The organism is Flavobacterium sp. LB2P53 (assembly GCF_003970305.1).
GTDB lineage: Bacteria > Bacteroidota > Bacteroidia > Flavobacteriales > Flavobacteriaceae > Flavobacterium.
Genome location: NZ_RYDG01000008.1, coordinates 1 through 17,595, shown reverse-complemented (window position 1 = coordinate 17,595; position 17,595 = coordinate 1). Strand labels below are relative to the sequence as shown.

Annotated in this window: 22 protein-coding genes and 1 rRNA gene; 11 read left to right on the top strand and 12 right to left on the bottom strand. The window is 35.5% G+C overall.

Features of this window, described 5'->3' with window-relative positions:
* Positions 1 to 26: 26 nt before the first annotated feature.
* From EKL95_RS10665 to EKL95_RS10640, 6 genes are all read left to right on the top strand, one after another.
* A complete protein-coding gene (locus EKL95_RS10665) occupies positions 27 to 548 on the top strand; it encodes an NADPH-dependent FMN reductase (RefSeq protein ID WP_126553549.1) in 522 nt (173 codons plus the stop codon).
* Between the two features lie 156 nt (positions 549 to 704).
* A complete protein-coding gene (locus EKL95_RS10660; RefSeq protein WP_126463051.1) occupies positions 705 to 2,567 on the top strand; it encodes a DNA topoisomerase IV subunit B in 1,863 nt (620 codons plus the stop codon).
* A gap of 11 nt (positions 2,568 to 2,578) precedes the next feature.
* Positions 2,579 to 2,764, top strand: coding sequence for a hypothetical protein (locus EKL95_RS10655; protein ID WP_126553547.1), 186 nt, complete (start codon positions 2,579 to 2,581; stop codon positions 2,762 to 2,764).
* Between the two features lie 50 nt (positions 2,765 to 2,814).
* Positions 2,815 to 3,264: a DUF1016 N-terminal domain-containing protein gene (locus tag EKL95_RS10650; protein ID WP_126553545.1), complete on the top strand. Its 450-nt coding sequence runs from the start codon at positions 2,815 to 2,817 to the stop codon at positions 3,262 to 3,264.
* 77 nt (positions 3,265 to 3,341) lie between these two features.
* On the top strand, positions 3,342 to 3,482 hold the full coding sequence (locus EKL95_RS15225; protein ID WP_231507362.1) for a PDDEXK nuclease domain-containing protein: 141 nt from the start codon (positions 3,342 to 3,344) through the stop codon (positions 3,480 to 3,482).
* A 32-nt stretch (positions 3,483 to 3,514) separates the two neighbouring features.
* Positions 3,515 to 6,205 carry a DNA gyrase/topoisomerase IV subunit A gene (locus EKL95_RS10640; protein WP_126463056.1) on the top strand — a complete coding sequence of 897 codons (2,691 nt, stop codon included), beginning with the start codon at positions 3,515 to 3,517 and terminating at the stop codon, positions 6,203 to 6,205.
* Positions 6,206 to 6,245: 40 nt separating this feature from the next.
* On the opposite strand, the gene EKL95_RS10635 is transcribed toward EKL95_RS10640, so the two are convergent.
* From EKL95_RS10635 to EKL95_RS10605, 7 genes are all read right to left on the bottom strand, one after another.
* Positions 6,246 to 7,016 carry a TerC family protein gene (locus EKL95_RS10635; protein WP_126463058.1) on the bottom strand — a complete coding sequence of 257 codons (771 nt, stop codon included), beginning with the start codon at positions 7,014 to 7,016 and terminating at the stop codon, positions 6,246 to 6,248.
* A gap of 33 nt (positions 7,017 to 7,049) precedes the next feature.
* The gene (locus EKL95_RS10630) at positions 7,050 to 7,424 is read right to left on the bottom strand and encodes a DNA topoisomerase IV (protein ID WP_126553543.1); all 375 of its coding nucleotides are present in this window, start codon (positions 7,422 to 7,424) and stop codon (positions 7,050 to 7,052) included.
* Positions 7,425 to 7,595: 171 nt separating this feature from the next.
* Entirely contained in the window at positions 7,596 to 8,168 is a 573-nt protein-coding gene (locus tag EKL95_RS10625) for a pentapeptide repeat-containing protein (protein ID WP_126553541.1), read from the bottom strand.
* On the bottom strand, positions 8,168 to 8,389 hold the full coding sequence (locus tag EKL95_RS10620; RefSeq protein WP_126463064.1) for a DUF6095 family protein: 222 nt from the start codon (positions 8,387 to 8,389) through the stop codon (positions 8,168 to 8,170). The genes EKL95_RS10625 and EKL95_RS10620 overlap by 1 nt, the downstream gene beginning before the upstream one ends.
* Before the next feature lie 56 nt (positions 8,390 to 8,445).
* Entirely contained in the window at positions 8,446 to 9,258 is an 813-nt protein-coding gene (murQ, locus tag EKL95_RS10615; RefSeq protein ID WP_126553539.1) for an N-acetylmuramic acid 6-phosphate etherase, read from the bottom strand.
* 155 nt (positions 9,259 to 9,413) lie between these two features.
* Complete coding sequence (locus tag EKL95_RS10610; RefSeq protein WP_126463068.1) at positions 9,414 to 10,082, bottom strand: ZIP family metal transporter; 669 nt, start codon at positions 10,080 to 10,082, stop codon at positions 9,414 to 9,416.
* Positions 10,083 to 10,170: 88 nt separating this feature from the next.
* On the bottom strand, positions 10,171 to 10,935 hold the full coding sequence (locus tag EKL95_RS10605; RefSeq protein WP_126463070.1) for a class I SAM-dependent DNA methyltransferase: 765 nt from the start codon (positions 10,933 to 10,935) through the stop codon (positions 10,171 to 10,173).
* 95 nt (positions 10,936 to 11,030) lie between these two features.
* Here EKL95_RS10605 and EKL95_RS10600 point away from each other — a divergent pair, with 95 nt between their 5' ends.
* On the top strand, positions 11,031 to 12,206 hold the full coding sequence (locus EKL95_RS10600) for a class I SAM-dependent RNA methyltransferase (RefSeq protein ID WP_126452595.1): 1,176 nt from the start codon (positions 11,031 to 11,033) through the stop codon (positions 12,204 to 12,206).
* Between the two features lie 56 nt (positions 12,207 to 12,262).
* The gene (locus EKL95_RS10595) at positions 12,263 to 12,499 is read left to right on the top strand and encodes a hypothetical protein (protein ID WP_126463073.1); all 237 of its coding nucleotides are present in this window, start codon (positions 12,263 to 12,265) and stop codon (positions 12,497 to 12,499) included.
* Between the two features lie 100 nt (positions 12,500 to 12,599).
* Here the strand turns inward: EKL95_RS10595 and EKL95_RS10590 are convergent, their stop codons facing one another.
* The 3 genes from EKL95_RS10590 to rlmD form a co-directional block, all read right to left on the bottom strand.
* The gene (locus tag EKL95_RS10590; RefSeq protein WP_126564207.1) at positions 12,600 to 13,421 is read right to left on the bottom strand and encodes a DUF6048 family protein; all 822 of its coding nucleotides are present in this window, start codon (positions 13,419 to 13,421) and stop codon (positions 12,600 to 12,602) included.
* Positions 13,393 to 13,914: a DUF6452 family protein gene (locus EKL95_RS10585; protein WP_126562969.1), complete on the bottom strand. Its 522-nt coding sequence runs from the start codon at positions 13,912 to 13,914 to the stop codon at positions 13,393 to 13,395. Before EKL95_RS10585 ends, EKL95_RS10590 begins: the two co-directional genes overlap by 29 nt.
* A gap of 102 nt (positions 13,915 to 14,016) precedes the next feature.
* Positions 14,017 to 15,432 carry a 23S rRNA (uracil(1939)-C(5))-methyltransferase RlmD gene (gene rlmD / locus EKL95_RS10580; protein ID WP_126463077.1) on the bottom strand — a complete coding sequence of 472 codons (1,416 nt, stop codon included), beginning with the start codon at positions 15,430 to 15,432 and terminating at the stop codon, positions 14,017 to 14,019.
* Positions 15,433 to 15,849: 417 nt separating this feature from the next.
* On the opposite strand from rlmD, the gene EKL95_RS15455 reads away from it, so the two are divergent.
* The 3 genes from EKL95_RS15455 to EKL95_RS15445 are packed head-to-tail and all read left to right on the top strand — an operon-like array spanning position 15,850 to position 16,894.
* The gene (locus tag EKL95_RS15455) at positions 15,850 to 16,338 is read left to right on the top strand and encodes a transposase (RefSeq protein WP_410503658.1); all 489 of its coding nucleotides are present in this window, start codon (positions 15,850 to 15,852) and stop codon (positions 16,336 to 16,338) included.
* A 47-nt stretch (positions 16,339 to 16,385) separates the two neighbouring features.
* The gene (locus EKL95_RS15450; protein WP_410503657.1) at positions 16,386 to 16,736 is read left to right on the top strand and encodes a transposase; all 351 of its coding nucleotides are present in this window, start codon (positions 16,386 to 16,388) and stop codon (positions 16,734 to 16,736) included.
* The gene (locus tag EKL95_RS15445; RefSeq protein ID WP_199734583.1) at positions 16,736 to 16,894 is read left to right on the top strand and encodes a transposase; all 159 of its coding nucleotides are present in this window, start codon (positions 16,736 to 16,738) and stop codon (positions 16,892 to 16,894) included. Before EKL95_RS15450 ends, EKL95_RS15445 begins: the two co-directional genes overlap by 1 nt.
* 156 nt (positions 16,895 to 17,050) lie before the next feature.
* On the opposite strand, the gene EKL95_RS15220 is transcribed toward EKL95_RS15445, so the two are convergent.
* Both EKL95_RS15220 and rrf read right to left on the bottom strand, forming a co-directional pair.
* The gene (locus EKL95_RS15220) at positions 17,051 to 17,176 is read right to left on the bottom strand and encodes a hypothetical protein (RefSeq protein WP_317125163.1); all 126 of its coding nucleotides are present in this window, start codon (positions 17,174 to 17,176) and stop codon (positions 17,051 to 17,053) included.
* A gap of 165 nt (positions 17,177 to 17,341) precedes the next feature.
* Positions 17,342 to 17,451, bottom strand: a 5S ribosomal RNA gene (rrf, locus tag EKL95_RS10565).
* Positions 17,452 to 17,595 lie beyond the last annotated feature (144 nt).

Genomic DNA, 17,595 nt, shown 5'->3' with positions numbered 1-17,595 from the left:
AGTACTTTTAGTCAAAATAAAGTATCATGAAAATAATCGCTTTTGGCGCAAGCCCCAGCAAAAACTCGATCAACAAAAAATTAGCGACTTACGCAGCGAATCTTTTTGAAAATGCAGTAGTTGAGGTGCTGGATTTAAATGATTTCCAAATGCCGATATTTACCGTCGATATAGAAAAAGAAATTGGTCAGCATGAATTAGCAAAATCATTTCTGGCTAAAATTGCCACTGCTGATATTCTAGTGGTATCCATGGCGGAAAATAACGGAAATTATTCTGCCGCTTTCAAAAATGTTTTTGACTGGTGTACCAGAATAAATGCGAAGGTTTTTCAGGAAAAACCCATGTTATTGATGGCTACTTCTCCCGGAGCCAGAGGCGGAGCAAGCGTTTTGGGAATTGCAAATAACGCTTTCCCCTTTTATGGCGGAAACATAAAAGCGACTTTTTCATTGCCTAGTTTTGAGGCTAATTTTGATGTGATAAATAATAAGATTTCTAATGCTGAATTAGACAATCAGTTGAAAGAGATTATCAAGATTTTTTAAATTCGAATATCAAAAATCAATTTCAATTTGAAATCTGCAATCTAAAATCGTTAATTCTAAATCGGTTGTCAATATCATTCTTAATAACTTTGATGACTTCCTGTTTTAAATTTTATCGAATTACACTACATTAGCACCAAATCCACAAAACCTACAATGTCCGATCAAAATCAATATACCGAAGACAACATTCGGTCACTCGACTGGAAAGAACATATTCGCATGCGTCCCGGAATGTACATCGGAAAATTAGGCGACGGCTCCTCTTCAGATGACGGAATTTATATTCTGCTGAAAGAAGTACTCGATAACTGTATCGATGAATTTGTTATGGGTGCTGGAAAAACAATCGAGGTCACTATCAAAGATAAAACCGTTACGGTCAGGGATTATGGACGTGGAATTCCTTTGGGAAAAGTGATTGATGTAGTTTCCAAAATGAATACCGGCGGAAAATATGATTCACTTGCGTTTAAAAAATCAGTTGGTCTGAACGGAGTAGGGACAAAAGCAGTCAATGCGTTGTCCAATTATTTTAGAGTAGAATCCGTTAGGGATGAAAAACAAAAAGCAGCAGAATTCTCAGCAGGAAACCTTGTCCTTGAAGAAGATATTATCGAAACCACCAAGCGAAAAGGAACCAAAGTTACTTTTATTCCAGATGAAGCAATTTTCAAAAATTACAAATATCGGTATGAATATGTAATCAAAATGCTCAAAAATTATTGTTACTTAAACAATGGTTTGACAATTCTTTTCAACGGTGAAAAATATTTTTCAGAAAATGGTCTGAAAGATTTATTAGAAGAAACTATTCATGCTGAGGATTTAGAATATCCTATCATTCACTTGAAGGGTGAGGATATCGAAATTGCTTTGACGCACAGCAAAACCCAATACAGCGAAGAATACCATTCGTTTGTAAACGGACAAAACACGACTCAAGGCGGAACACATTTAGCAGCCTACCGGGAAGCAATTGTTAAAACCATCAGGGAGTTTTACAACAAGAGTTTTGAAGCTTCTGATGTTCGAAAATCAATCGTTACAGCGATCAGCATCAAAGTAATGGAGCCGGTTTTTGAGTCGCAAACCAAAACTAAATTGGGTTCAACTGACATGGGATCCGAACCGGGAATGCCTTCCGTGCGTACTTTTGTAAACGATTTTGTGAAAACCAAATTGGACAATTACTTGCATAAAAATCCACCAACCGCAGAAGCATTATTACGAAAAATTATTCAAGCCGAAAGAGAGCGCAAAGAATTGTCCGGAATACGAAAATTAGCGACAGATCGTGCCAAAAAAGCAAATCTGCACAATAAAAAATTAAGAGATTGTAGGGCGCATCTCCCAGATACTAAAAACCCTAAAAATCTGGAAAGCACGCTTTTTATTACCGAAGGAGATTCTGCATCCGGATCCATTACTAAATCGCGCAATGTAAATACGCAAGCCGTTTTTAGTTTGCGTGGTAAGCCTTTGAATTCCTATGGAATGAGCAAGAAAATTGTATATGAAAATGAAGAGTTCAATTTGCTGCAAGCGGCACTGGATATTGAAGATGGCTTAGAAAAATTGCGGTATAACAACATCGTAATTGCTACAGATGCGGATGTTGATGGAATGCATATTCGCTTGTTATTGATTACTTTTTTCCTGCAGTTTTTCCCTGAATTGATAAAAGAAGGGCATTTATACATTTTGCAAACGCCACTTTTCAGGGTTAGAAACAAGAAAGAAACCATTTATTGTTACTCTGATGAGGAACGAAGAAATGCTATTGAAAAATTAAAACCAAAACCAGAAATTACCCGATTCAAAGGACTAGGTGAAATTTCACCGGATGAGTTCAAAAATTTCATAGGCGAAAGCATTCGTTTAGAACCCATTATGATGGATAAAAACACTTCGATTGAGCAATTATTGTCGTTCTATATGGGCAAGAATACGCCGGACAGACAGGAATTTATCATCAAGAATTTGAAGGTGGAATTAGATGTGATTGAGAAAATTTAAATAATTATAAAATGCCTACAAAAAGAATACTTATTCTTATTGCCCTACTATTTGTGATCAGTTTTTCAGCTACTTTTTTTATTATAAAGAGCAATGATCACAAGGAATGTGAAACAGTTGTAAAAAAAGAGTTGGATAAAAATGGAAATAGTGTCACAAAAGAAGAGCATATTTGTAAAGAAAAATATTCGTTTTAGCATTTTAAGACAAAAAATATAATTAACTACTATTCAATAGAATATATTTAATGAAAGACGAAGAAAATACAATTCCAAATAATTCTCAAAATAAAATTTTATTTTCTCAAGTGGTCACGCTGTTGCAAAATACCCGTCAACAGGTTTTACGTACCGTAAATTCAACAATGGTTTACACCTATTTTGAAATGGGAAGAATGATTGTTGAAGAAGAGCAAAGCGGAAAAGAACGAGCTGAATGCGGAAAGCAACTACTAAAAGGACTTTCTGAACAGTTGACTATTCAGTTTGGAAAAGGGTTTTCGATTCGGAATTTAGAACAAATAAAACAATTTTACATAACTTATTCAAAATCCGATTCATTGACCCGGATTTTAGAAATTCGAAATTCGCAATCACTGACTGCGGAATTCAAATCTCAAAAAGCGCAGACAGTGTCTGTAGATTTAAATAAATTAAATTATCAAAAAATTTCAGGATTCTTAAATGTTTTATACTGATTGATTTAAAAATAGGAGAATTAAAACACCAAGATTTGTGACAAATGCAAATGTATGTCAATTAAGATGACCGAGAAATGCGTTTTGAAGATGAAAATAAAACCATAGGAATTGTACTGTGCCAAAACAAAAGTGATTTGGTTTTAGAATATACTTTACCTGAAAAGAATGAGCAAATTTTTGCTAGCAAATACAAAACAATTCTGCTAAGCAGATAAGATTTAATACAATTAATTTCGGAATCAAGATAATGAAAGACGAAGAAGACGATAACATATTACCAGAAGGTCAGGAAGAAGATAATTCGATTAATGAAAATCAATCTGAAGAAAAAACCTCGAAAGGCCAGCATTTTTACGACAATCAAGAAGACGGCAACGATACCATTACCAAAGTTACGGGAATGTATAAGGACTGGTTTCTGGATTATGCCTCGTATGTAATATTAGAGCGTGCCGTACCGGCTATTGAAGATGGTTTTAAACCGGTGCAACGCCGTATCATGCACTCTTTGAAGGAGCTGGATGATGGTCGTTACAATAAAGTGGCCAATGTTGTTGGGCACACCATGCAATATCATCCTCACGGAGATCAGAGTATCGGTGATGCGATGGTGCAAATAGGGCAAAAAGAATTACTGATTGATTGTCAAGGTAACTGGGGAAATATTCTGACAGGTGATGGTGCTGCGGCTTCGCGTTACATTGAAGCACGTTTGTCTAAATTTGCTTTAGAAGTGTTGTACTCTCCAAAAATTACCGATTGGGGTGTGTCCTATGACGGAAGACGGGCAGAACCCAATAACCTGCCAGTTAAATTCCCATTATTATTAGCTTCCGGAGCCGAGGGAATCGCAGTAGGTCTTTCTACGAAAGTATTGCCTCATAATTTTAATGAATTAATCGATTCATCGATAAAAATATTAAAGGGAAAACCGTTTACTTTATATCCTGATTTCTTGACACAGGGAATTGCAGATGTATCCAATTATAACGATGGATTGCGTGGTGGACGTATCCGTGTGCGAGCCAGAATTAGTCAGCTAGATAAAAATACTTTGGTAATTACCCAGATTCCGTTTTCGACCAATACGACGACTTTGATTGACAGTATTTTGAAAGCCAATGAAAAAGGGAAAATCAAAATCAAGAAAATTGAAGATAACACCGCTGCTGAGGTCGAAATATTAATTCATCTTTTTCCGGGTGTTTCTCCTGATAAAACCATTGATGCATTGTTTGCCTTTACGGCCTGTGAAACTTCGGTGGCACCATTAGGCTGTGTGATTGAAGACAACAAACCGCTGTTTATTGGAGTCTCTGCGATGTTGAAAATTTCGACCAACAGAACGGTCCAATTACTGAAAAGCGAACTCGAAATCCAGTTGAGTGAATTAGAGGAGCAATGGCATTTTCTTTCTTTGGAACGTATATTTATCGAAAATAAAATTTATCGTGATATTGAAGAACAGACCACTAAGGAAGGCGTCATTAAAGCGGTAGATGATGGACTGAAACCCTACATTAAACACCTGAAGCGCGCCGTTACCGAAGACGATATTCTGCGTTTATTGGACATCCGAATCATGCGTATTTCTAAATTTGACAGCAACAAGGCTCAAGATAAAATTCAAGCGCTGGAAGGAGATATTGAACAAGTGAAACACGATTTAGAACATCTGATTGATTTTGCTATAGCCTATTTCACACGATTAAAAGAGAAATATGGTAAAGGGAGAGAACGCCAAACTGAGCTTCGTGTTTTTGATGATATCGAAGCCACGAAGGTAGTCCTTAGAAATACTAAATTGTACGTAAACAGAGAAGAAGGTTTTGTAGGAACGAGTTTAAAAAAAGACGAATATGTTACAGACTGTTCTGATATTGACGATGTAATTGTTTTTCTGCGTGACGGAAAAATGATAATTACCAAGGTAGATGCGAAAACCTTTGTGGGAAAAGATATCATTCATATTGCCATTTTTGACAAAAGTGATAAACGGACCATTTACAATACGATTTACCGTGACGGAAAATCAGGACCTTCTTATATAAAACGATTCAATGTTTCAGGTGTGACTAGAGACAAAGCGTATGATCTGACGAATGAAAGTACAGGATCACAAGTGGTGTATTTCTCCTGTAATCCAAACGGAGAGGCAGAAGTAATTACCATTATGTTGCGTCAGGTGGGAACTGTCAAAAAACTAAAATTCGACATTGATTTTGCGAGTTTAGCTATAAAAGGAAGAGGTTCGAAAGGAAATTTAGTCACTAAATATCCAATCAAGAAAATTGAATTAAAAGAAAAAGGAATTTCAACATTATTGCCTCGAAAAGTATGGTTTGATGAAACCGTACAAAGACTTAATGTGGATGGAAGAGGAGAACTGTTAGGCGAATTTAGACCTAATGATAAAATTTTGATCCTTTCGCAATCCGGAAAAGTAAAGGTAATTACACCAGAATTATCTACACATTTCGATGAAGATATGATCGTTTTAGAAAAATGGATTCCAAAAAAACCAATTTCAGCCATTTATTATGATGGTGAAAAAGAACGTTACTACATCAAACGCTTTTTGGTGGAAACCGAAAACAAAGAGGAAAGTTTTATTACAGAACATGCTAATTCACATCTTGAAATTGTATCAACAGAGTATCGTCCAGTAGCTGAATTAGTTTTCACAAAAGTGAAAGGCGTTCAAAAAGAAAATATAACTGTAGATATAGAGTCGTTTATTGCACTCAAAGGATTTAAAGCACTAGGGAATCAATTAACCGCTGATAAGTTAAAACAAGTAAACCTGCTGGACTCTTTGCCTTATGAAGCACCGGAGGAAATTATTGCGGAAGAATTGGAAGTAAAAGGGGAAACTAATGCTGACGATTCAGGCATACAGCGCGATGATGACGGTCAGATAATATTAAGTTTAGAATAAAAAAAATGCTCCGATTTGGAGCATTTTTTTTTATAAATAATTATTTTTTCTTTCTCATTTTCATGTTTAGAAACTCGACAGCCAATGAAAAGGCAATTGCAAAATACAAATAAGCTTTAGGAACCACTCCTACAGATTGGCCTACCAATACTGCTTCGGATAAGTGCATACTCTCCGTGATCAGCATAAAACCAATCAGAATTAAAAATGCCAAACCTAAAATCTGTATAGATGGATTGTTGTTTACAAACGTTCCAACCGGCACCGCAAACAGCATCATAACCCCAACAGAAATTAAAACAGCCGTAATCATAATATACAATGCACCTTCCAGTCCGTTAGTCATGCCTACAGCAGTCAAAATACTGTCTACGGAGAAAATAAGGTCAATCAACAAAATCTGGACAATAACGTTAGCAAATGATTTTGCCGCCGAAGTTTTTAAATTTTTTTCTTCTTCTCCTTTATGGTCTACTTTTTCGTGAATTTCCTTGGTACTTTTGTAAATCAGAAATATACCACCGGCCAATAATATCATCGCTTGCCCGTTAAAATGAGCAGAGAACCAACCCCAATCCACACTAAACCACGGTTCTTTCATTGCAATAAGAAGTGTAATCCCAAATAACAGCGCAATTCGCATGAACATGGCTAGAAACAAACCAATTTGCGTCGCTTTTTTTCGTTTTTCAACGGGTAATTTTCCTGTAACAATCGAGATAAAGATGATATTATCAATACCCAGTATGATTTCTAGAAACGTCAATGTTAACAGTGCTACCCAAGCATCAGGATTTAAAAATACTTCCATTTTATGTAGTTATAATTGTTTGATTTAAAATATTTAATCCGAAATCTTTGTTACTGTTCCTCTTTGTTTGGCATCAGAACCAACCATTCCAAACTCAAAGGTATACGATTTTTTTGATGTAGTCAAAATTTTCATACCAATAGCTTTTTCTTCAGCCATGTTTTTAGGATGCAGTTTTTGCAGTACATATTCGCAATCACTGATCCAACGAATGGAAGCTGTATCCGTTTTTCCTTCAAAAGTCTCAATTTCAATACTGTCGTTGCGCTCAAAAAAAGCCGTTTTCGTAACACCGTCTACGTCATATTCAAATTTGAATTTTCCGGTTTTGAAATCTTTACAGTTGCGCTCTTTATCATAACAAGACAAAAGCAATAGCATTGGAAGAAGGAATATTATTTTTTTCATTTTAAAATTATTTAATTTTTTTAGTACCTAATCCAGCTGTGCGTTGCAACTCCTAAGTCTAAAATCTTTTTTTCTATTGACAAAAAAGGAGCTTCCTTTAGTCGCTCTTTTTATCCATGAAAAAGTAGCTTTAAGCCTTTCGGGGTTTCCACTTCCATCTGGGGTAGTAGATTATTGTATTTTAATATCGTATTTATCCAAAAGACCAATAATCCCTTGTGTCGAAAATTTTGCTTTTTTCATCGGATTGAATTCGGGATCAATTTTAAAATCAGTTGCTTTTGAAAAATCGGCTCCAGCTAATTGCGTATTATTAAAAACAGCACCATCCAGATTGCTATTGTCAAAAACGGAACTCGTAAGATTGGTCCCAACAAAACCTACTTCTCTTAACGAACAGGAAATGAATTTTGTCTTTGGCATTTTTTTATTGGCAAACGAAGAATAATCCAAAACACATTCCTGAAAACTGACATTAAACAAGAAATCATCACATTCTTCAAATTGAATTCCAAGTAATTTACAGTTTTTGAATTGTATCCCTTTTAAGCTTGCTCCGGATAATTTAGTCATAGCCAGATTACAATCAATAAACTCGCAATCCATGAAACTGCTATAAGAAAAATCACTATTGGATAAATCGCAGTTTCTAAAAACGCAATCCTCAAATTCTCTGTTATTCACTTTTTTATCGACGTAAATAACTTTTTCGAATGTTTTTTGAACGTGAATTAGGTTTTCCATTAGTCATTAAATAAACTTTTCATAATTGTTTTTAGTCCCAAATACATCAAATACATTGCACTGATGCAGGTAATGATACCTATTGCTAAAACTAAATAGTGCCAAACATTGTGTTGATTCATAAAAGCATTAGTAATGACAATTGGACCAATAAACAGCAAAGGCAAAGCACCTGCCAAATATTTAATTCCTTTAGATAAAAGTTCTTTGTTGGTTGCCATTTTTCTTGTTTATAGGTTTACTCTTCAAAGGTAATCGATATGTTGAAAAACAAGTGTTACTTTTTGTAATTATCAACTGCTTTTCGCACACTTCCGTGTTTTTTTAATAATTCGGCAGCTTCTTTATAGGAAACAGAAATTTCTCCCAGTATCATTTTTATGCCACGATCTATGAGTTTGCTGTTGCTCAGTTGCATGTCGACCATTTTGTTGCCTTTTACTTTTCCCAGCTGAATCATAGTGGCTGTTGAGATCATGTTGAGTACCAGTTTCTGTGCCGTACCTGCTTTCATACGGGAACTTCCAGTTACAAATTCGGGCCCAACAACTACTTCTATAGGGAATTTTGCGGTTTGCGAAAGCGGACTTCCTGCATTGCAAGAAATACTTCCTGTAGTAATATTATTTTCGTTGCAAGTTTGCAATCCTCCAATAACATAAGGTGTTGTTCCGGAAGCTGCTATTCCTATAACTACATCATCTTCATTTAGCTCGAAAGCTTTTAAGTCTATCCAAGCCTGAGTTGTGTTGTCTTCGGCATTTTCTACGGCTTTGCGGATTGCGGTATCTCCACCAGCAATAATCCCGATTACTAAATTGAAAGGAACTCCAAAAGTTGGTGGACATTCCGATGCATCAAGAATCCCGATACGACCGGATGTTCCTGCGCCAATGTAGAATAATCGTCCGCCGAGTTTCATTTTGGTAACAATTTCAGTCACTAAAGTTTCTATTTGTGGCAAGGCTTTTTCTACGGCAAGCGGAACGGTTTTGTCTTCCTGATTGATATTAGAAAGCAATTCCTGAACCGACATTTTTTCTAAATGATCGTATTTTGAGGATTGCTCGGTGGTTTTTTTGAATTCCATATTTATTTTTTTTGAAGGGACAACTCGCGAGGTGCCCGTACATTTATTTCTTGCGTGAGGGATAGAAGTGGAAATCCTTTTTTATGTAGCGACAGCGGAATAAAAAAGATTGCAACATATAGCCCGACCCTTGCGGTCACGCCCAAATTGTAAAATTATATAAAATACGCCAGCGCAATTCCTATCACGATCATGGAAACTTTGGCGATGTTAAACTTGTGTCCTTCACTACTTTCAAAAATAATGGTGGAAGAGATATGGAATAATATCCCAATTACAATGGCTGTGATTTCAGTATAATAATCGTTTAATATGGGCAAATAATCCGACAGAACAGTTCCCAACGGCGTCATGACTGCAAAAGTGATCATGAAGAAAAAGATAGCCTTTTTATTCAGGTTTGAATTGATGAAAAAAGTAGTCAAAATAATGGCTATAGGCAAATGATGAATGGCAATTCCTACCGCTAAATCATGATGATGGCTTACCGGGAATCCTTCCAGAAAGGCATGAATGCAAAGACTGATAAACAATAACCACGGGATTTGGGTCATGGTTTCATATCCGTGTACGTGTCCGTGCTCAGCACCTTTTGAGAAAAATTCCAATATAATTTGGAACAATATTCCAAGCATAATAAAGAGTCCGATAGTTGGATTTACACTTTCATAAACTTCTGGCAACAAATGCATTACGGTCAAGGAAAGCAGAAACGAACCACTAAAGGCCAATAGTAATTTTAGATTGGTTTTATTTTTTGGTTTTAAAACCAAGGCGATACTATATCCTATAAGTACGGAAAGTAAAGGTAAAAGGTAATTCATATTCTTTGTTGAATCGTTTATTTGTTGATTTTCTTCCGGTTTATTTTTTTGATTAACCTTATAAACGATTAACCAATTAACCCAACAACTATTTGAAAATCATGATTAGTCGTTCACTATCTGTTTTATGGAATTTTTTTAATTTGTAATCGCCAAAAATATCTAACAAATAAATACCGGCTTCTTCCATTAACATCTCAAAATCTTTTAGGTTTAATGCTTTAACTTTTTCGGTAAAGTGAAACTTTTGTCCTTTGTCTTCAAATTTAATTTCTTTATACAGATATCCTTCTTTCAGATAACGGTTCATGTGAAAATCGATTCCTTCGACCGTTTTAGTTTCTTCGGGAACCAGTGTTTCGATAACTTGGGTGACGTTCATAAAGTCAATCACAGCAAATCCATATTCCGATAGGCTTTCTTTGATTGCGATTAGCGTAGTCAGGTTATCTTGGTCATTTTCGAAATAACCAAAACTAGTAAATAAATTAAAAATGGCATCGTATTTTTCATCAAAAGGTTCCCGCATATCATGTACTTTGAAATGAAGGGTTTCATTTGCATTTTTAGTAGCTTCGGCAATGCTGTTTTCTGATAAATCCGCACCCAAAACCGTAAAACCTAATTGATTCAAATAAATAGAGTGTCTGCCTTTGCCACAGGCTAAATCCAATACATTAGCTTTTTCAGGCAAGTTGAGATAATGCGTCAAATTATCCATGAAAATCTGTGCTTCTCTATAGTTTCGGTCTTTGTACAGAATGTGATAATACGGAGTGTCAAACCAGGAAGTATACCAGTTTTCAGTTGATTTCAGTTGGTTTTCAGTTGGCGGATTTTGTGCTGCAGACATTTATTCTTTTTCAATTAATTCGATTGATGCAAATTTAGTGTATTTTTGCCGAATATAACGATAACAATTTCCCCTTTGAGGGGTAAAGGGCGCAAATGGAAAATAATTATAAAATGATTGCCAAAACCTTTTTTGGTTTTGAAGAAATATTAGCAAAAGAATTGCAAATCCTTGGTGCACAAAACGTAGAGCAAGGTGTGAGAATGGTAAGTTTTAAAGGCGATAAAGGGTTCATGTACAAAGCGAATTTATCTTTGCGCACGGCTTTGAAAATCCTAAAGCCAATTTATTTTTTCAAGGCTAATAATGAACAGGCTTTATACAAAGGAATTTCGGGAGTCAATTGGTCTAAATTGATTGGTGCTAATCAGACTTTTGTGATTGATACCACCGTGCATTCAGAATATTTTAATCACACGGAATTTGTTTCTCAAAAATGTAAAGATGCAATTGTAGATCAGTTCAGAGAGAGAACTGGGCAACGACCTAGCATTGATAAAGTACATCCTGATTTGAGAATCAATATTCATATTGATAAAGACCAGGTTTCAGTAGCACTGGATACATCAGGTAATCCGTTGAACCAACGTGGATATAGAACTGCTACCAATATTGCTCCTATAAACGAGGTTTTGGCTGCAGGAATTCTACTGCTTTCTGGTTGGGACGGTCAAACGGATTTTTTAGATCCAATGTGTGGTTCCGGAACATTTCTGGCTGAAGCAGCAATGATTGCCTGTAATATTCCGGCAAATATCAACCGTAAGGAATTTGCTTTCGAAAAATGGAACGATTGGGACAATGATTTGTTTGATAGTATTTCAGACAGTTTATTAAAACGCGTTAGGGAGTTTCATTACACCATAAAAGGCTATGATAAAGCACCAAGTGCCGTTCAAAAAGCCAAAGACAATATCAAGAACACCAATCTGGAGGAGTATATTTCTATTGACGAACAAAACTTTTTTGATACCGAGAAGTCTTCCGAAGGGAAACTTCATATTGTTTTCAATCCGCCGTATGATGAGCGATTGGATATTCACATGGAAGAATTCTATAAAAACATTGGCGATACTTTAAAGAAAAACTATCCTGGTACGAATGCTTGGATGATTACAGCAAACTTGGAAGCTTTGAAATATGTAGGGCTAAAACCTTCCAGAAAAATTAAACTTTTCAATGCCGGCTTAGAAGCCCGTTTGGTAAAATACGAAATGTATGAAGGCAGTAAAAGAACAAAGTTTCAGGTAACAACTGATACTGCTGAATAAACTAGTATTCTGTTTTTACTTTCGACCTTTGAATTAAAAATTTTAAAACTTAAAAAATGACTAAATTACAAATACGAGCATTCTTATATCAATTGGGATGTTTTGCAATCTTATTTATTTCTGCGAGATATGTAGTGGAACATTACACGAATTTAACCGGATTATGGATTCCGTTAACCGCATTTGTCATAGGAACACTTTTATCACCAAAATTCCATGCGATAAAAACCAAAGACGGAGAGAAATTATTCATGAAGTGGATTTTGATGAAAGGAATTAAGGAAATAGGATAGTTTAGAAATCCTAAGACATTCTATTTTTAAAATAGTGACCGCTAATTTGCCAATTTTTTGCACTAAATAAAAATTAGCGAATTAGCGGTTATTTTTTTATCTACTTTTTTGGGACTGCAAAAGGTGCTACTTTTTTCTTATAAATAGGGACAAAATACGTCACCGTATAATTGAATCCTACTCCAAAACTGCCATCATAAGTTCTGTTGAATCCAGGAATATATAAGTTGGAAAAATTTTCCGGTTGTTTATTGGTTACTAATCGGTTCAATCGAAGGCTGAATCCCATAAATACGTTGTCAAATACTTTAGCTTTTATTCCAGCCACCACTTCAATCCAGCTGGCGGATAGTCCATTGAACTTTTTGCCGGATACAATTTCCGGGACTTCACCAAAATAAGGGTTTGCATTGTAGATGCGATAGCTGTTTAATTCCTGATTAAATGTGCTAAAACCGTAGCGCATTCCTATAGAAATCACATTTTCCATATCCAGCCAGTTTTCATAAGCATTATAATCAAAACCGGCTTTTATGTAGGAACCTTTGGTGGTAAAATTGACGCGATCATCAGCTGTAGTTTTATTTTCATTACCAATTTCGGCCGCTAAAAAATACTTTTTAGTCAACCGATAGTCGGCTACAAATTCAATTCCCTTATAATTTTGGTCATACAAAGCTCGCGTCAGTTTGAATAAATCAACTCCTACACGTATCCCATAGCGATCTGTTTTTATGGGAATCGAATCGTTATTTTTTGGTTCCGTATTGATTCCAACCCGCTGCAATGGAGTTTCGGGAATGATTTCATCTGTTTGGGTAGTTTTCGTGCTCTCTTTCACAGGTGTTTTCTCTTGCGCTTGCATCAAAGTCAACGACAACAGGAGACCAAAACTAAAAAAAGATCTTAATGTGTATTTCATTTTCATTTTCGATGTTACTTCTTTCAACCGATATAAATTGTATCCATTTTTGATTTGCCGTTGTTGCATCAGTATGGGTATATGGATTTGTTGGATCCAATGTGAATATTGTTTTGTAGCCACAGGCTCTGGAGACAAAAAGTTCCTGTGTAGTATACTTAAATTGTATATTATCTTCATCAACCAATGCCGAATTAGGATTTCCAGAGTTCAGCGTAAAACTATAACTGGTACTACTTTTGGCTGTTTTCAATGGAATCGAAATCTTATTTGCACTGGTAGTTTGGAGACCATTAAAAACAATTCCATCCGTCATTCCTTCACCAACTACTTTTAGATTTGTTACATTTTTTAGAACAGAAGGATTTGAAAAATCATAAAACTCTATCACTAATCTTGGTGTAGTTTGGGTATTTGCATCACAAATATCATCTTTCTCACAACTGGAGAAAGCGAAAACGAAAAACAATAACAATAAAAATGTTTTTTTCATATAATACTATTCAGTGTTCAGTGTGCCGTTTTTAGTGTTCCGTTTTTAGTGTTCCGTTTTTAGTGTTCCGTAATTTAAGTTCTGAATACTAAAAACTGACCACTATTTTCTTCTTTCTAAAAGTACAACATTCTCTACATGATGTGTTTGTGGAAACATATCCACAGGACGTACCCGGGTCACTTTGTATTTCTCATCCATCAACGCCAAATCACGCGCTTGTGTTGCCGAATTACAACTGACATAAACTACTTTATCAGGCGCAATCTTCATGATTTGTTCAATTACGTCTTTATGCATTCCGTCTCTTGGCGGATCAGTAATAATCACATCAGGATGTCCATTTTGTGCTATAAAACTATCGTTGAAAACCACTTTCATATCACCTACAAAGAACTCACAATTAGTAATTTCATTGCGTTCCGCATTTAATTTGGCATCTTTAATAGCTTCAGGAACACTTTCAACTCCAATAACTTTTTTGGCATTCTTAGATACAAACTGTGCAATTGTTCCAGTTCCGGTGTATAAATCGTACACGATTTCGTTTCCGGTAAGTCCGGCAAAATCGCGCGTTATTTTATACAATTCATAGGCTTGATCAGAATTAGTTTGATAAAAAGATTTGGCGTTAATACTGAATTTCAATCCTTCCATTTCTTCCAAGATGTAATCTCTTCCTTTATATAATTTAATATCGGTGTCGTATAAAGTATCGTTGGCTTTATTATTGATAACGTATTGCAACGAAGTGATTTGTGGGAATTTCTTGTGAAGATGATCCAGAAGTAATTCTCTGTTGGTTTTATCGTTTTCGAAAAACTGGATCAAAACCATGATTTCACCAGTAGAAGCGGTTCTCAACATCAGCGTTCTAAGCAAACCTTCATGTGCTCTTGGATTAAAAAAAGTCAGTCCATGCGCATTGGCAAAGTCTCTTACTTCGTTTCTAATGGCATTCGATGGATCTTCTTGCAAATGACATTTGTTGATGTCCAGAATTTTATCCCACATTTTCGGAATATGAAAACCAAGTGCGTTTCTATTTCCTAGATCTTCGGTGCTGCCAATTTCCGCTTCGGTCAACCAACGGCTGTTCGAAAATGAAAATTCCATTTTGTTTCTGTAGAAAAACTGTTTTTCCGAACCAAGAATTGACTCAAATTCAGGAAGTTCTATTTTTCCAATGCGTTGCAAATGATTTTTTACTTCGTTTTGTTTGTAATGCAATTGTTGGCTGTATTTCATATTCTGCCATTTACAACCGCCACAAACACCAAAATGCTCGCAAATAGGTGCAACACGATGCTCCGAATATTCATGAAAATGAACTGCTTTTCCCTCGTAATACGCCTTGCGCTTCTTAAAAGTTTGCACATCAACCACGTCACCCGGAACCACATTCGGGATAAAAACTACTTTACCATCGGGAGCCTTTGCTACCGATACGCCTTTTGCACCAGCATCAAGGACTTTTATTTGATGAAAGACAACTTTGTCTGTATTTTTCTTTGCCATAGCGCAAAAATAAGCGTTTGATTGGTTTTATAAATTCAAATTAGCAACTATTTTTAATAAGAAGTGTTTTTTATTGGCGTAACATTCTGTTTTAGATAATAACTTCAATTTTTTGGCACTTATTACTGTTGATTAAAATAAATTTTCCTTTTCTTTTTCATAATTTAAAATTAAGGCTTTTATTCTTAACTTTTATGCGGGTAAAGTTAGCAAGTACAATATTCAATATTACCCTCAAATTAATACTGTGTATTATAAGCGTCTATTTCCTTACTAACTCCAAAAGTGCCACTAGTTACACTACTAATCATATCAATATCATAATCACCTCAAGCTATTTGCCCACCGTATCTATTTTCGTGAATTTGTTTAGCAGCGTCATCAGTAAAAAGTTTGCGTATTTTTTAAAAGAGATCAATAGATTCGAAGCCTAATGATTGTAAAGCCATTACTTCTTTCTATGGAGTTAGTATCAAAAATCTGCAACATCAATACAAAGATTTCCTAAGTGATTTCAAAACGTGGGATGAACTATCACACGCCAAACAATGGCTTATTTTTCCAAAAAACTTAGGCAAACGTTTATCGATTGATGAAACTTCTCTCTCCAACGCAGAATTCTATACTATCTTAACCAATAAAGCAGCAAAAGGAAAGAACGGAACTATAGTTGCAATGATTGCCGGAACTAAAGCCAATACTGTTATTGCAATTATCAAAAAAATCTCTCTAAAACAACGCAATCAAGTCTCGGAAATTACATTGTACATGGCAGCAAATATGGCATTAATTGCCAAGATGTGCTTTCCAAATGCCACAAGGATAACCGACCGGTTTACTCATATATTTTCATTGAAATTTTGGAATTCGAGATACCGCTTCGCTAAATTCATGTTCAAAAGTTAGCTTAAGAAGCTTTACAAGAAATCAGAATCTAGTATCGTTGGCAAGCAATTGACCTCCAGAATAAAGCTATAGAAAAAGCAAAATCATCAAAGAAAAAATACAACCCTATACTATTAGCAAATGATGATACTGCCAAACAATTATTGGCAAGAAGTCGCTATTTCTTATATAAAAACAAATCAAAATGGTCCGAAAATCAAGCAGAACGTGCCAAGTTGTTGTTTGAATTGTATCCCTATATTGAAAAAGCCTATGACTTAGCTCAAGATTTAAGAACTATCTTTGAGAGAACAACCAATAAAATTATTGGTCTTTCAAGGCTCGCTAGATGGCATGAAAAAGTAAATCAATCAGGGTTTAAACCTTTAAATCTTTCAATACAATCTCAAGATCAATAATGAATCACTACCAAACAATATTAAACTATTTTGATAATAGAAGCACAAATTCATCGGCTAAGTCATTCAATGCTAAAATAAAAGCGTTTAGATCTCAATTCAGAGCGGTTAGAAATATAGAATTTTTCCTTTTTAGACTAACAAATATTTATGCTTAATTTTTATCGCTCCACAGGTTTTGGGATTGATCCCCTAGTTCGTCTTGGTATTCTCTTCTATTAAACTTATACTTGTATTAATCTCCTTTAAGACAGATGCATATTTAAATTTAGATAGGTTATAAACTCAAAAAAATGAATTTCAATCGTGTCTTTTTACACCATCAAATACCCGTCAAAGTCAGCACTACCCAATTCTTGAAAACCCAAGTGGTTCACATAGAAATCCCGTGTAATCGCTTTGTTGCGCATGGGTAGCTTTGAGTTTATGACGGTTAGCATGATTTTGGGTTTGATCGTAAGGATCACTCGTTAAAGAGTTTTTAGAACCCCAGTCTTTTCAGACTGGGGTTTTTAAAGAAAGGCGACGAACCGAGCCCGCATGGCGAACACGTGGTATCTATAAACAAAAGAACCCCAGTCTTTTCAGACTGGGGTTCAAATAAAGAAAGGCGACGACATACTCTCCCACATAACTGCAGTACCATCTGCGCAGGCGGGCTTAACTACTCTGTTCGGGATGGGAAGAGGTGAGCCCCGCCGCAATAACCACCTTAAGAGGTTATAATTGCTTTGGGCAATTATTGTAATGTTGTTTATATCTTATAAACATCAGTTACATACTATCTTAACATACTGAGATAAAGAAAATAAAAAGTATTAGAAAGTTTCTTCCTGCCGATTGCTCGGCAGGAAAAGCG